Source organism: Hominisplanchenecus murintestinalis (assembly GCF_943193015.1).
GTDB lineage: Bacteria > Bacillota > Clostridia > Lachnospirales > Lachnospiraceae > Hominisplanchenecus_A > Hominisplanchenecus_A murintestinalis.
The window spans coordinates 1-14,209 of sequence record NZ_CALPCM010000012.1 but is presented as its reverse complement, the minus strand read 5'-3'; the positions used below and the strand labels follow the sequence as shown (position 1 = coordinate 14,209).

General features: G+C 48.0%; 15 protein-coding genes. 14 read left to right on the top strand and 1 reads right to left on the bottom strand.

What is annotated here, in order from left to right; translation table 11 throughout:
• The 14 genes from NFR99_RS06525 (at position 1) to NFR99_RS06460 (ending at position 13,376) form a co-directional block, all read left to right on the top strand.
• A complete protein-coding gene (locus NFR99_RS06525; protein WP_251353252.1) occupies positions 1 to 1,989 on the top strand; it encodes a CoB--CoM heterodisulfide reductase iron-sulfur subunit A family protein in 1,989 nt (662 codons plus the stop codon).
• Positions 1,980 to 2,423 carry a hydrogenase iron-sulfur subunit gene (locus NFR99_RS06520; protein ID WP_120482766.1) on the top strand — a complete coding sequence of 148 codons (444 nt, stop codon included), beginning with the start codon at positions 1,980 to 1,982 and terminating at the stop codon, positions 2,421 to 2,423. The genes NFR99_RS06525 and NFR99_RS06520 overlap by 10 nt, the downstream gene beginning before the upstream one ends.
• Complete coding sequence (locus tag NFR99_RS06515) at positions 2,411 to 3,385, top strand: 4Fe-4S dicluster domain-containing protein (protein ID WP_120482764.1); 975 nt, start codon at positions 2,411 to 2,413, stop codon at positions 3,383 to 3,385. The genes NFR99_RS06520 and NFR99_RS06515 overlap by 13 nt, the downstream gene beginning before the upstream one ends.
• Positions 3,386 to 3,388: 3 nt before the next feature.
• Positions 3,389 to 4,429 carry a 4Fe-4S dicluster domain-containing protein gene (locus NFR99_RS06510; protein WP_251353251.1) on the top strand — a complete coding sequence of 347 codons (1,041 nt, stop codon included), beginning with the start codon at positions 3,389 to 3,391 and terminating at the stop codon, positions 4,427 to 4,429.
• A complete protein-coding gene (locus NFR99_RS06505; protein WP_135975891.1) occupies positions 4,429 to 5,283 on the top strand; it encodes an FAD/NAD(P)-binding protein in 855 nt (284 codons plus the stop codon). The genes NFR99_RS06510 and NFR99_RS06505 overlap by 1 nt, the downstream gene beginning before the upstream one ends.
• Before the next feature lie 171 nt (positions 5,284 to 5,454).
• Complete coding sequence (locus NFR99_RS06500) at positions 5,455 to 6,129, top strand: 2Fe-2S iron-sulfur cluster-binding protein (protein ID WP_120482827.1); 675 nt, start codon at positions 5,455 to 5,457, stop codon at positions 6,127 to 6,129.
• A 12-nt stretch (positions 6,130 to 6,141) separates the two neighbouring features.
• Positions 6,142 to 7,752, top strand: coding sequence for an FAD-dependent oxidoreductase (locus tag NFR99_RS06495; protein ID WP_251353250.1), 1,611 nt, complete (start codon positions 6,142 to 6,144; stop codon positions 7,750 to 7,752).
• A gap of 167 nt (positions 7,753 to 7,919) precedes the next feature.
• Positions 7,920 to 9,083, top strand: coding sequence for an aspartate-alanine antiporter-like transporter (locus NFR99_RS06490; protein ID WP_243126582.1), 1,164 nt, complete (start codon positions 7,920 to 7,922; stop codon positions 9,081 to 9,083).
• 32 nt (positions 9,084 to 9,115) lie between these two features.
• Complete coding sequence (locus tag NFR99_RS06485) at positions 9,116 to 9,958, top strand: fumarate hydratase (protein ID WP_251353249.1); 843 nt, start codon at positions 9,116 to 9,118, stop codon at positions 9,956 to 9,958.
• A gap of 1 nt (position 9,959) precedes the next feature.
• Positions 9,960 to 10,517, top strand: coding sequence for a Fe-S-containing hydro-lyase (locus NFR99_RS06480; RefSeq protein WP_251353248.1), 558 nt, complete (start codon positions 9,960 to 9,962; stop codon positions 10,515 to 10,517).
• Positions 10,518 to 10,520: 3 nt separating this feature from the next.
• Positions 10,521 to 11,204, top strand: a complete 684-nt coding sequence (locus tag NFR99_RS06475; protein ID WP_251353247.1) for a YoaK family protein — start codon at positions 10,521 to 10,523, stop codon at positions 11,202 to 11,204.
• 73 nt (positions 11,205 to 11,277) lie between these two features.
• Positions 11,278 to 11,865 (top strand): hypothetical protein, encoded by a 588-nt coding sequence (locus NFR99_RS06470; protein ID WP_251353246.1) that lies wholly within the window; start codon positions 11,278 to 11,280, stop codon positions 11,863 to 11,865.
• Positions 11,866 to 11,977: 112 nt separating this feature from the next.
• Complete coding sequence (locus NFR99_RS06465) at positions 11,978 to 12,316, top strand: hypothetical protein (protein WP_251353245.1); 339 nt, start codon at positions 11,978 to 11,980, stop codon at positions 12,314 to 12,316.
• The gene (locus NFR99_RS06460) at positions 12,285 to 13,376 is read left to right on the top strand and encodes a HigA family addiction module antitoxin (RefSeq protein WP_251353244.1); all 1,092 of its coding nucleotides are present in this window, start codon (positions 12,285 to 12,287) and stop codon (positions 13,374 to 13,376) included. The genes NFR99_RS06465 and NFR99_RS06460 overlap by 32 nt, the downstream gene beginning before the upstream one ends.
• A 33-nt stretch (positions 13,377 to 13,409) precedes the next feature.
• On the opposite strand, the gene NFR99_RS06455 is transcribed toward NFR99_RS06460, so the two are convergent.
• On the bottom strand, positions 13,410 to 14,084 hold the full coding sequence (locus NFR99_RS06455) for an ABC transporter ATP-binding protein (RefSeq protein WP_251353243.1): 675 nt from the start codon (positions 14,082 to 14,084) through the stop codon (positions 13,410 to 13,412).
• Between the last annotated feature and the right edge of the window lie 125 nt (positions 14,085 to 14,209).

Below are 14,209 nucleotides of genomic sequence, written 5' to 3'. Positions count from 1 at the left end.
ATGCAGAGGATAGGAGTATTTGTCTGCCACTGCGGAAGCAATATCGCCGCTACGGTAGATGTAAAGAAGGTTGCCGAGATGACGCTCCTGGAGCCGGGAGTGGTTCATGCCGAGGATTACCAGTATATGTGTTCTGAGGCAGGGCAGGAAAAAATCATCGCAGCCATCAAAGAGAAAAATCTGACAGGAGTCGTGGTATGTTCCTGTTCCCCGCGTATGCACGAGACAACATTCCGGAAGGCCGCAGAGAAAGCCGGACTGAATCCGTACATGGTGGAAATCGCAAATATCCGTGAGCACTGCTCCTGGATTCACAAGGATATGGAGGAGGCTACCGAGAAAGCAGTCATCCTTGCCAGGGCAGCTATCGCGAAGGTAAACTTAAACGCACCGCTGAAACCCGGCGAGAGCCGTGTGACCAAGAGGGCGCTGATTATCGGCGGAGGTATCGCAGGCATCCAGACAGCGCTTGACATTGCGGATGCAGGGTATGAAGTCGATATCGTGGAAAAGGAGCCGAGCATCGGCGGAAGGATGTCACAGCTTGACAAGACGTTCCCGACCCTGGACTGTTCCGCATGTATCCTCACACCAAAGATGGTGGAGGCGTCAGCACACGAGAAGATTCATATCCATACATATAGTGAAGTGGAAAAAGTAAGCGGGTTCGTGGGAGATTTTACCGTGGATATCCGTAAAAAGGCAAGATATGTGGACATGGACAAATGTACCGGCTGCGGCGTCTGTCAGGAGAAATGTCCGTCCAAGAAAGCGGCAAGTGAATTTAACCGGGGGCTGAATACGAGAAGCGCTATCTACACGCCGTTTGCGCAGGCGATTCCAAATGTCCCGGTTATCGATACCGAGAATTGTATCAAATTTAAGACCGGAAAATGTGGTGTCTGCTCGAAAGTCTGCCAGGCAGGAGCGATTGACTACACACAGAAGGACGAGATTATCACAGAGAAATACGGCGCCATCGTGGTTGCTACCGGATTCGATACGATTAAGCTGGACAATTATGATGAGTATGCTTACAACCAGAGCAAAGACGTCATTACTTCCCTGGAGCTGGAACGTATTATGAATGCGGCAGGACCGACCAAGGGACATCTGGAACGTCTTTCCGACGGAAAAGCGCCGAAGGAGATGGTATTCGTACAGTGTGTGGGAAGCCGCTGTTCAGACGACAGAGGAAAGCCATATTGTTCCAAAATCTGCTGTATGTATACGGCAAAACATGCGATGCTGATCCGTGATAAATATCCGGATGTAAACGTGACGGTATTCTATATTGACGTACGTACGCCGGGCAAGAACTTTGACGAGTTCTACCGGAGAGCGGTGGAGCAGTACGGCGTCAACTACATCAAAGGCCAGGTAGGAAAAGTCATTCCTCAGCCAAACGGAAAGCTGCTGGTTCAGGGTTCCGACCTTCTGGACAATAAGCAGATTTTAAAAGAGGCGGATATGGTCGTTCTGGCGACAGCCATCGAACCGAATCCGGGCGTGAGAAAGATTGCGACCATGTTGACGGCCAGCATTGATACCAACAATTTCCTGACGGAAGCACATGCGAAGCTCCGTCCGGTAGAGTCCCCGACCGCAGGTATTTTCCTGTCCGGCGTATGCCAGGGGCCAAAAGATATTCCTGAGACGGTAGCCCAGGCAGGCGCGGCGGCAGTAAAAGCCATCGGACTGCTGGCAAAGGATAAGCTGATGACCAATCCATGTACCGCGCAGTCCGACGAACTTCTGTGTAACGGATGTTCCACCTGTGCGAATGTATGCCCGTATGGAGCCATCACTTATGAGGAGAGACAGGTCAATGACCACGGAAGCCGCGAGACGCGCCGCTTAGCGGTAGTCAACAGCGCACTGTGCCAGGGATGCGGGGCTTGTACCGTTGCCTGCCCGTCCGGCGCTATGGACCTGCAGGGATTCTCGAACAGACAGATTCTAGCGGAGGTGGATGCAATATGTCAATAGAAGCAAAAGAAGAATTCAGACCGAAAATCGTGGCGTTCTGCTGTAACTGGTGCAGCTACGCAGGCGCAGATTTGGCAGGAAGCAGCCGTCTTGGCTATCCTGCGGACGTAAAGATTATCCGTGTTCCCTGTTCCTGCCGCGTGAATCCGATGTTCATCCTGCGGGCGTTTGAAAAGGGAGCCGACGGCGTCATCATGTGCGGCTGCCATCCGGGAGACTGCCACTACAGCACCGGAAACTATTACGCGAGAAGGCGTATGACGCTGCTGTTTTCTATGCTGGACTACATCGGCGTGGAAAACGGACGTACCCGTGTCGAGTGGGTGTCTGCGGCAGAGGGCGTGAAGTTTTCTACAACTATGAATGAGTTTGTAGAGAAAATCCGCTCTTTGGGCAAGAACGTAAGATTGGAGGATTTGAGATGCAGGAAGTAATCAACCGTGCAAAAGAGCTGCTGGCTGACGGAACAGTCGCACGGGTTCTCGGCTGGAAAGCCGGAGACCTGCCCTACAATCCGGAGCCGGCATACTTTGAAAGCGTGGAGAGCCTTGAGGATTTCGTTTACAACGGATTCTGCGGGGCGAACCTCAGCAAATATATGATAGAAGCTTCCAAACTGGAAGGAAAGACTATGGTTTGCCTGAAACCATGCGATACATACAGCTTTAACCAGCTTATTAAAGAGCACCGGGTAGACCGGGACAAAGCCTATATCGTGGGCGTGGGCTGCAAAGGCAAGCTGGATATTGAGAAAATCAGAAAACAGGGCGTCAAGGGAATCGAGAGCATCAAAGGCGCGGAAATCACCGACGAGGCGGATAACCTGACGATTCAGACGCTTTATGGGGAAAAGACCTGCTCCTATGCGGACGCCATGCTGGAGAGATGCCATGTGTGCAAAGGCAAAGAGCACAAGATTTACGATGAAATCATCGGAGAGTCCAAAGATACGAAGGATGCGGACCGCTTCACAGAGGTAGCGCGCATCGAGGCGATGAGCCCGGAAGAGAAATTTGCATTTTTCCAGAAGGAGCTGAGCAAATGTATCCGCTGCAACGCGTGCAGGAACGTCTGTCCGGCGTGCAGCTGCCGCAAATGTGTCTTTGACAGCAATAAATTCGACAGCGCCCAGAAAGCGAACGTGGATTCCTTTGAAGAGAAGATGTTCCATATCATCCGCGCGTTCCATGTGGCGGGAAGATGTACGGACTGTGGCGAGTGCAGCAGGGTATGTCCCCAGGGAATTCCTCTGCATCTGTTCAACCGGAAATTCATCAAGGATATCAATGAATTCTACGGTGATTTCCAGGCAGGCGAGGATACAGAAGCAAGAGGGCCGCTCACGGACTTCACGTTTGATGATGTGGAGCCGGGTATCGTGGGAGAAAGGGGATAATGTATGTATAAGATAGCAAAAGAGAATCTGTCGGCATTATTCCGGTTAATTGCCGAATCCCAGGAATTATATCTGCCGGTGAGAACCGCAGAGCAGGTGAATTTCGGTGTGTGGAGCGAGGATGCAGAAGTAGATTTGGACACTTTAAAAAGTGTAAAATCCCCGAAAGACGCATTTTTTCCGCAGAGCGAGAACCTGTATACCTGTATAAAGGAAGGAAAGAAGATTCAGATAGAGCCGGAGGCATTAAAAGAGCAGAAATTCGTGGTTTTCGGGATGAAAGCATGTGATGTCCAGGGGGTTCAGGTGCTGGATAAAGTATTTCTGGCAGACCCGGTAGATACCTTTTATGCCGCAAGAAGAGATCATGGAACTATTGTGGCTATGGCATGCCATGAGCCGGAAGAAAGCTGTTTCTGTAAAGTGTTTGGCATTGACTGTGCCGAGCCGGCCGCCGATGTAGCGACATGGATGGTGGAAGGAAATCTGTACTGGAAATCCCTTACAGAGAAAGGCGAGGCGCTGACGAAAGACGTAGAGAACCTTCTGGAGTCTGCGGGCGATGCAGACGAAAAGAAGGTGGAGGACGAGAAAGCCGCTATCCGCAGCATCGTAGAGAAGCTGCCGTATTCGAATCTCTCCTTAGAGGGATGGAACGGAGACGCGCTTTCTGAGAAATTTGATTCCCCGCTTTGGGAAGAACTTTATAAACCATGTCTGGCATGCGGGACATGTACGTTTGTGTGCCCGACCTGTCAGTGCTATGATATCAAAGACTATAACACCGGGCACGGCGTGAAACGTTACCGCTGCTGGGATTCCTGCATGTATTCAGACTTTACCATGATGGCTCACGGAAATAACCGTACCAGCCAGATGCAGAGATACCGCCAGAGATTTATGCACAAGCTGGTGTATTTCCCTGCAAACAATGACGGCATGTACTCCTGCGTGGGCTGTGGCCGCTGTGTGGAGAAATGCCCGGCATCCTTAAATATTGTAAAGGTCATCAAAGCCTTTCAGAAACAGGGAGGTGACAAGTAATGAGCGAATGTACCTGTCATAAAAATTACACACTGGATACGCTGATTCCAAAGGTAGGCGTAATTACAGATATCCGTCAGGAAACGCCGGATGTAAAGACGTTCCGCGTGAACGCGCCGGAGGGCGGAAAGCTCTTTGAGCATATGCCGGGGCAGTGCGCGATGGTGTGCGCGCCGGGCATCAGTGAAGGTATGTTTTCCATCACCTCATCACCGACCAACAAAGAATATCAGGAATTCAGCATCAAGAAATGCGGTGTGCTGACCGACTATCTCCACAGTCTCCAGGTAGGCGACGAGATTACCGTCCGCGGGCCATATGGGAATAACTTTCCGGTAGATACCGAGCTGAAAGGAAAGAACCTGCTGTTTATCGCAGGAGGTATCGGGCTTGCGCCGCTGCGTTCCGTGATTAATTATGTGCTGGATAACCGTGCAGACTACGGAACCGTGGACATTGTCTATGGCTCCCGCTCCGCAGACGATCTGGTGCAGTTGAAGGAAATCCAGGAAGTCTGGATGAAAGCAGAGGGCGTAAACGTGTACCTCACCATTGACCGCGAGCAGGAAGGCTGGGACGGTCATGTAGGATTTGTCCCGAACTACGTCAAAGAGCTGGGCTTTTCCACAGACAAGACGGCGCTTCTGTGCGGGCCGCCCATCATGATTAAGTTCACGCTGGCGGGCTTACAGGAGGTAGGCTTCTCCAAAGAGCAGGTGTACACTACCCTGGAGCTGCGCATGAAATGCGGCATCGGAAAATGCGGCCGCTGCAACATCGGCTCTAAATATGTCTGTAAAGACGGACCTGTGTTCCGCTGCGACGAGATCGATGAAATGCCGGCGGAGTATTGATAGGCATGAGCAGTGCAGCGGACGGCATAAACACACAGACGGATGCTTGCATACGGATGTGTGTTTATGTTGGACGATATAGGGCGAAGCCCTCAAGCGAAATGAAGCGAAGCGGAATTGAGCTGCACTGCGGAGTTGAAGATAAAATATAGAAAGGACTGGTACCTTACAATGGAAAAAATGGTAAACGTATATTTTTTCGGCAAGAAATATAGCGTACCCGCGGATTTAACCATCATGACTGCAATGGAGTATGCCGGATACACCCTGAAAAGGGGCTGTGGCTGCCGTCATGGATTCTGCGGCGCGTGCGCCACGATTTATAGAATTAAGGGCAAGAATGAGTTGAAAACCTGCCTCGCCTGCCAGACACAGGTGGAGGAGGGAATGTATGTAGCAAGCATCCCGTTCTTCCCGACCGACAAGAGAACGTATGATATCAATGAAATCAAACCAAACCAGCAGATTATGATGGAGCTGTACCCGGAAATTTATAGCTGCATCGGCTGTAACGCATGTACCAAGGCATGTACGCAGGACTTGAACGTTATGCAGTATATCGCATACGCACAGAGGGGCGAGTTCGAGAAGTGTGCGGAAGAATCCTTTGACTGCGTAAGCTGCGGCTGCTGTTCCGTGCGCTGCCCGGCAGAGATTTCTCATCCGATGGTAGGACTTCTGGCAAGACGTCTCACAGGAAAATATATTGCGCCTGAGGCAGAGCATCTGAAAAACCGTGTAGAGGAAATCAACAAGGGTGAATATGACGAGCTGATTGAGCAGATTATGCAGAAGCCAATCACGGAGATGAAAGAACTTTACAATACGAGAGAAATAGAGAAATAAGGAGGGCAGAATATGTATACACCATATCCAGAGTATATGATGGAATCTATCAAAAAGGTAGAGGCCACAAGAAAAGAACGTATGTCTACAGAACCGAGACGGTTGACGGCAGATGAAAAAGATGCGCTCCTTAAGGAATTCCATCCTGATTATAAAGAAGAAGCCTTCGAGGAGATTAAGGTAGGGCCAAACAAGGGACAGAAGGCCAACAAAGAGCTGGTACATCTGCTCCACTCCAACAGCCGTCTGCTGGCAGACAAGGTTGATTTGGATAAAGTGGATTATGATGTGGATGTCCTGGTCATCGGAGGAGGAGGCGCAGGCTCTTCCGCAGCGATTGAAGCGCACGAAGCAGGCGCGAACGTTATGATTGTGACAAAGCTGCGTATCGGAGACGCCAACACCATGATGGCAGAGGGCGGCATCCAGGCGGCTGATAAGGAGAATGACTCTCCGGTACAGCACTATCTGGATGCTTTTGGCGGCGGACATTTTGCTGCGAAGCCGGAGCTGGTAAAGCGTCTGGTTATGGAAGCGCCGGATGCAATCAAATGGCTGAACGACCTGGGCGTGGAATTTGACAAAGAAGAGAGCGGAAGAATGATCACCACGCACGGCGGCGGTACTTCCAGAAAGAGAATGCACGCTGCGAAAGATTACTCTGGGGCAGAAATCATGCGTACGCTTCGTGATGAAGTGCTGAACCGTCAGATTCCGGTCGTAGAGTTTACTTCTGCAGTAGAGCTGATTAAAGATGACAAGGGCCAGGCAGCGGGAGCCGTTCTTTTGAATATGGAAACCGGAGACTATCTTGTGGCAAAGGCAAAGACTGTTATCATCGCAACAGGCGGTGCGGGACGTATGCATTATCAGGGATTTCCGACATCCAACCACTATGGCGCAACTGCAGACGGACTGGTTCTGGGCTACCGTGCAGGAGCACAGCTTCTGTATCAGGATTCTATCCAGTATCATCCGACAGGCGCTATTTATCCGTCCCAGATTCTGGGGGCGCTTGTTACAGAGAAGGTTCGTTCCGTAGGAGCGCAGCTTGTCAATGCAGAGGGCGAGGCGTATATCCATCCGCTTGAAACCCGTGACGTCAATGCGTCCGGCGTTATCCGTGAATGTAAGGAAGGCCGCGGCGTAGAAGTTCCGGGCGGAGAACAGGGAGTATGGCTGGACACTCCGATGATTGAGATTCTGGGAGGCGAAGGAACCATCGAGAAGAGAATTCCGGCAATGTTCCGTATGTATATGAACTACGGCATTGATATGAGAAAGGTGCCGATTTTGATTTATCCGACTCTTCATTATCAGAACGGCGGTCTGGAAATCGGCGGAGAGGGATTCACAAAGGCAATCGATAACCTTCTGGTAGCAGGCGAGGCAGTTGGAGGGATTCATGGCAGAAACCGTCTGATGGGCAACTCTCTTCTGGATATTATCGTATTTGGAAGGAATGCAGGAAAAGCAGCTGCCGCAAAGGCAAAGGACGTAGAACTTGGAACGATGAATCTCGACCATATCGAGACGTATGCGGAAGAATTGAAAAATGCAGGTGTGGCATCCGGGGATGTTTCACCGCTGCTGCTTCCGAAATATGCGCGTCACGAGAGATAAGAAAGACATATGGGAAACAGTCTTTGACGGAAAAAACGGCGGAGGCTGTTTTCCGATACATGTACAGATAGAAATTGTGGCACATATTAAAAGGAAGAGAAAGAGTTTGGAAGTAAATTTCCAAATTTACCAAGATGACGCAGCAGGTGCGTCAGAAAGAGGAGAATATGATGATTTTGGAATGGTTTCAGGAAAACATTTTCAGTAATACGCTGATGATGGTGTTCCTGATTGCCGTTATCGGTTATCTGGTAGGAAGTATTAAAATCAAGGGTCTGGAGCTTGGAACTGCCGGAATCCTTCTGGTTGCCTTAGTATTTGGGCATTTCGGCGTGGAGATTCCGTCCCTGGTGCGCGAACTGGGGCTGATTTGCTTCGTGACTTCGGTAGGCTTCATTGCAGGACCCAAATTTTTCCGTAACTTTAAGGTAAATGCCACTTCTTATATCCTTTTGGGAATCATTATCATAGCGTCAGGCGCGCTGACCTGCGCCCTGGTGATTAAAGTGTTTGGGATTCCGGCGGATATCAGTACAGGAATGATGGCGGGCGCGCTCACCAGTACGCCAGGTTTGGCGGCTGCTCTGGAAGCGACAGGCTCTGACGCGGCTTCTGTGGGGTATGGAATTGCCTATCCTTTTGGAGTTGTGGGCGTGGTTCTCTTTGTGCAGCTGATTCCGAAAATTTTGAAAACAGATATGGCTGCTGAGAGGGCAAAGTTTGAGGCGGCAGCAAATGTTGAAGTAGAAGATTACCATAAGACGAAAAAAGAATCCCTGTTTTATGCAGACAGTATGGGATTTTTCCCGTTTTCACTGGCGATTGCGCTGGGAATCATCCTGGCAAAGATAGAGATTAAGCTTCCGGGCGGCGGTATTTTTGCGCTGGGAACTTCCGGAGGCCCTCTGATTGCGGGACTGATCCTGGGACACTTTGGGCGTATTGGCAAATTGAGCGTAAAGGTGGAAAAGCATGTCCTGGAATGCCTGCGGGAGTTTGGACTGGCTCTGTTTCTTCTGGGTGCGGGCGCACAGGCAGGCGCGGGCTTCGTGGAAATCTTACAGGAGCATGGTGTGCTGCTGTTTGTGTACGGCGCACTCATGACGCTGATTCCGATGCTTCTGGGTTATGTGTTCGCTGCAAAGGTTCTGAAACTGAGTATTTTCAATACGCTCGGTTCCATCTGCGGCGGCATGACGAGCACTCCGGCGCTTGGAACGTTAATCCGTGTGACAGAGACGGACGACGTGGCGTCTGCTTATGCGGCGACTTATCCTGTGGCGCTGGTTATGGTGGTGCTGGCATGCCAGTTTATAGGTATCTTTTTATAGAGTTTTAAATTTATTCAGGAGGTGATTGTATCATGCGTGAAATTCAGGCACAGCAGATTACAGATGTTGTAGAGAAATTATGTATCGAGGCAAATCAGTATCTTCCAGGGGATGTGCAGGGGGCAATCCGCCAGTGCCGTGCATGCGAGGACTGGGAAATTGCCCAGGGAGTGCTGGACAAAATTATTACGAACTTTGAGATTGCGGAAAATGAGAACGTTCCCATCTGCCAGGATACGGGAATGGCGTGCGTATTCCTTGAGATTGGCCAGGATGTGCACATTGTGGGCGGAGATTTGTCAGAGGCAGTCGATGAGGGAGTGCGCCGCGGATATACGAACGGTTATCTCAGAAAATCTGTCGTAAAAGATCCGGTGCGCCGTGGAAATACCGGGGACAATACCCCGGCGATGCTTTATACAGAAATCGTTCCGGGCGAGCAGATAAAAGTGACAGTAGGACCGAAAGGCTTCGGAAGCGAAAATATGAGCATGATCCGCATGTTTAAACCATCCGCAGGGCTTCAGGGAATCAAGGATTTCATTTTGGAAGCAGTAGAGACGGCAGGGCCGAACCCGTGCCCGCCTATGGTAGTCGGCGTGGGAATCGGCGGTACGTTTGATAAGTGCGCGCTTCTGGCGAAGAAAGCGCTGATGCGTCCAGTTGATTCTTCCAATCCTGACCCGTTCTATGCAGATTTGGAAAAGGAAATGCTGGAAAAAGTCAATGAGCTTGGCATCGGGCCGCAGGGCTTTGGCGGTAAGACGACGGCAATTGGGCTGAATATCGAAACACTGCCAACCCATATCGCAGGAATGCCCTGTGCGGTAAATATCAACTGTCATGTGACACGCCACAAAACGGAGGTGATCTGAGATGGAAAAACATATTCAACTGCCTTTGACGGAGGAAGTGGCAAAAACCCTCCATGCCGGGGACAGCGTATATCTGACCGGAACGATTTATACATCCAGGGACGCAGGGCACAAGAGAATGTGCGAGGCTCTGGCGAAAGGGGAAGAGCTTCCCTTTGATCCCACGGACGCAACCATCTACTATGTAGGACCAACCCCCGCGAAACCGGGGCAGGTAATTGGTTCCGCAGGTCCTACGACCAGCGGGCGTATGGATGCCTATGCGCCAACCATGATGTCGGTGGGCGCGCGCGGGATGATTGGAAAAGGCGCAAGGCTTCCGGAGGTTGTGGAAGCCATGAAGAAATATTCCGGCGTTTATTTTGGAGCCATCGGCGGCGCTGGCGCATTGCTGGCAAAGTGCATTAAGAAAGCGGAGCTGATTGCATATGAAGATTTGGGCGCGGAAGCACTGAGAAAGCTTTATGTGGAGGATATGCCGCTGGTAGTTATCATAGACAGTGAAGGCAATAACCTTTATGAAGAGGGAAAAGCCGCATATCTTTCAAGCAAGAATTAAAAGATGAGTTTTTTACGGAAACAGGCATCCGAATCTTATCTCGTAGGCGTACTGCTTGCCATAGCAGGGGGATATCTGGATGTATATACCTATGTCTGCCGGGGCGGCGTTTTCGCTAATGCACAGACGGGAAATATCGTGCTGCTGGGCATCAATGTCGCAGACGGAAACTGGGAAAAGCTTGGCGGATATACCTGGCCGATTCTGGCGTTCATGGCCGGAATTCTCGTGGCGGAGCTTGTGAAACGGGAATTTCGGCACGAGACAGTCATACACTGGCGGCAGATTGTGCTGGTGCTTGAATTTGCCGTACTCTGGACGATAGCTTTCATCCCGTCCGGTGCCCATGATGAGGCTGTGAATGTAGCAGTGTCTTTCGTGTGTTCCATGCAGGTAGAAAGCTTCCGAACCTTTCATGGAAGCAGCGCCTATGCGACGACCATGTGTACCGGAAATCTTCGCAGCGCCACGGAGCAGTTTTTTAAGTACAATGTAACGAAAGATAAACAGGCGATTAAGAAAAGCCTCCAGTATTATGGAATTATCCTGTTTTTTATCGTGGGAGCAATTGTAGGAACCATAATTACACGGATATTTATGGAAAAGTCGGCGCTGGTGGCGTGTGTGCTGTTATTGGCAGTAATTGTGATTATGTTTATCCCGGCAGGGGATGGGCAGAGGGAATAAGGTTAGGAAAACCGTCGTGCGGGGGCTGCGCGGCGGTTTTTGAGTATAAATTAGAAGAATAGGAGAAAGAAGAATGGAAAGGGAATTCGAAGTTGTTAAAGAAAGGTGGAGAACTGCCAACAAGATACAAAGAATGGGAATCTGTCTTTTTGGAGTTATAGAAGTATTAGGAATTGCATGGGGAATATCGCAGAGCTTGGAGGCATATAAAGAGGATAAAGATACTATATTAGGCCTTGTTGTATTAGTACTTTATTTATATCCACTGTTATATTCTTTTTTTTCGGAAGTTTATAAGAAGGATAAAGAAATAAAGGGGATTATAGAGAGGAATCAAGTTGACGAAATAGAAAAGGAACTGGAGATGTTTGAGTATTATACACTGCCGCATTTTATGGCAGATGTGTTAAAACAATTTTCTACATTTTGGATTTTTATTTTTATACAAATATTGTTTAAAGATGTTCCGGAATTAGTTAATTGGGATTCAGTAGCTACGGCGTTGGTATATAAGGGCATTATAGGGATATCGTTACCGATATGCTTAGGGGCATTTGCCATTGGGGGGATCTTTTTTGAGTCAATAATACCTTTAACAAGAATCAAACATATTTATGGCATATTAAAAAGGTATGGATTGTCAATTGAAAGAACTGAGTAAAGGAGTAGCGTGTCGTTTTGTATTTTTTTATTTTACAAGAAATGTTGACATATAGAAAAATATATGCAACAATATAGTTAACCAAAAGGTTAATTTGAAAGGTGATAAATGAGTGGAAATTACATATGCGAATAGCAAAGTAAAGAGATACTTTGAAGACTATAGTAAAATGCAAAAGAAATTACCTTTTGAGTGGGTAAGAACAATAAAGAAACATATGGATCGGTTAAAAGCAGCAGAGTGTTTTGGGGATTTCTTAAAATTGGGATTGGGAAAACCGGAGCAATTGGAAGGGTATCGGCAGATTCGCTATTCTTTACATGTAGCGCCGAATGTCAGGTTAATCATTGAACCGAATGCAACACAAGATAGTATTATGATTTGTAATGAAATTGAAGTGGAAGGAGTGAGCGACTACCATGGCAGGAAAGAAAATTGGTATATCCCGTGATTTAATTATCCATCCAGGAGAAACGATTGCCGATGTGTTAGAAGAACGCGGGATTACACAGGCCGAGCTGGCGGCAAGAGCAGGAGTTTCTCCAGCTTATGTGAGCGCTGTGATTGCAGGTAATAAGGGGATATCTGCCAATTTTGCGATGGGCCTGGAATATGCACTGGAAGTTCCCAAGTCCTTTTGGTTGAACCTTCAGGCAAATTATGAGTCAGAACTTTTAGAAGCAAATGAAAGTGGGACAATTACCGAGGAAGAAAGAAAGGCAAGAGAGGATTTAAAAGATATTGTAAAGTATTTAAGGCAAAGAGGGATGATGCCGATACGGGAAAAGAAAGATGATTCCATTTTATCACTCCGAAAGGCTTTGCAAATCAGCAATATAGCAAATCTGAGAGAAATGGTTCCGACGGGAGCTTTTCGGATGGCGGCGCATTCGAATGTTAATCCGTATGTGCTTGGGGCGTGGATTCGTTTATGCCAGAATGCCGGAAGCAGTGAAAATATGCCGGCAAGGTTTGATAAAAAATATACACTTGAGTTAGTAAACGAAATAAAGGGCGTCATGTGCAAAAGAGATGCAAATTTGCAAAAGGATTTGAAAAGTGTAATGGGAAAATACGGAATAGATTTTTCAGTCGCAAGGAACTTTAGAGGCGCGCCTGTACAGGGGTATATTTCCCAGAGGAGTAATGGGATATATCAGATGGTTTTAACAATACGGGGCGCGTTTGCAGATATTTTCTGGTTTTCTTTGTTTCATGAGATAGGGCACATTGTGAATGGAGATATTGGAAAGACTTCAAAATTTATAGATGATGGTAGTGACCGTGATAAAGAGGCGGCAGCCGATCTTTTTGCCAGCAATATGCTTTTATCGCCTGAAAGCTATGAAGAGTTTGTTGGAAAAGGGGATTTTTCTATTGAAGAGATTCAGAAGTATGCAGAGTCACAAAATGTAATGCCGTATATTGTGATAGGTAGGTTACAGAAAGAAAAATATTTGGATTATATGACATATTGTAATTATAAATTGCGGTATAAATGGGGAAATTAGATAATTAAGATATTGTGAGAAAACCTGGAGGAATCAATACAGCCGCTTCCAGGTTTCCTCAAGCCGCCTGGGCTTTTGTTCCACGGCGGCGATTTTTCCATTTTTTAAGAAAATGCAGAAGTCGGAAATCCCGCCTGCGAAGTCCAGGATATGGCTTGAAAGAATGATTACGCTTCCGTTATCCTGGGCAGTTCTGATGTATTGTTTCAGGGTGAGTATACCTGATGTATCTACGCCGTTTGTAGGTTCATCAAGTATAATCAGCCGGGGGGTTCCGATGAATGCCGCGGCCATCGACACCTTTTTCTGGTTTCCCATGGACAATCTGCCGAATGCTTTATTTAGGTAAGGACTCAGGCCAAATTCTGAAACCGCCTGGTCAATCGCATCTTTAAACATCCCGTCATATTTATAATCGGATATCATATAAAGAAAGTTTTTGACAGTCAGGCCGCGTGCCAGTGAAAGGCTGTCGGGCATATAGCCGATAATCCTTCGTGCCATATATTCGGAAGTGTCATATTCATCAATGGATACAGAGCCTGTATCTGCTTTTAATATTCCGGCTATGATTTTCAGCAGTGTGGTTTTCCCAGAGCCATTAGGTCCGATTACTGATATGACTTTTCCTGTATCACAGGCAAAGTGAATATCTGTGACGCCGCTTTGGCTGTCATATAGTTTTGTGATATGATTTACAAAAAGCATTTTAGGTTCCTCCATTTATGAATAGTCCATCATTTATGGGAAAAAGTACACCTCCTAGTATAATAATGGTGTAGTCAATCAAGACTACTTGGTTAATAAATTTCTAAAATTAGATAACAGAAGAA